General features: G+C 40.1%; 1 protein-coding gene. It reads left to right on the top strand.

All coding sequences use genetic code 11. The features are described 5' to 3' along the window. On the top strand, window positions 1-683 hold a 683-nt coding region (locus tag MLE14_RS22335; RefSeq protein WP_243300549.1), incomplete at both ends, for a group II intron maturase-specific domain-containing protein.

The raw sequence follows: 683 nt of genomic DNA, 5'->3' as shown, positions 1-683 counted from the left end.
AGCTGGAGTAATGATAAATGGAGTAGTACATAATTCCGAGGAAGGAACTCCGCAAGGAGGCCCATTAAGTCCCTTACTCTCTAATATCGTTCTACACGAGCTAGACATGGAATTAGAGAAAAGAGGCCACAGGTTTGTACGTTATGCAGATGACTGTAATATCTATGTGAAAACTCCAAAAGCAGGATTCAGAGTTATGGAGTCTATCACAAACTTCATTGAGAATAAACTAAAGCTCAAAGTAAATAAGGAGAAATCTGATGTGGACCGCCTTTGGAAACGAAAGTTTCTGGGTTTTAGCTTTACATTCAACAAGGAGCCGAAGGTAAGAATCGCAAATGAAAGCGTTAAACGAATGAAAACCAGAGTTCGCGAGATAACCTCTCGGTCAAAACCATACAGGATGGAACAAAGGATAGAAAAGTTAAACCAATATCTAATTGGTTGGTGCGGGTACTTCGCATTAGCTGATACCCCAAGTAAATTCAAGGAATTTGACGAATGGATAAGAAGAAGACTGCGTATGTGTGAATGGAAACAATGGAAACTTCCTAAGACGAGGATTAAAAGACTGATTACCTTAGGGGTTCCACCACATAAAGCATACGAATGGGGGAATTCTCGGAAGAAATACTGGAGAATCGCTTGTAGTCCAATCTTAAACAAAACCCTCCATAACTCCT

Source organism: Bacillus litorisediminis, from assembly GCF_022808645.1.
In the GTDB taxonomy this organism is placed as follows: Bacteria; Bacillota; Bacilli; order Bacillales; family JC228; genus Bacillus_BF; species Bacillus_BF litorisediminis.
Note: the sequence above shows the minus strand (reverse complement) of the source record. Positions and strands in the feature narration are given on the sequence as shown.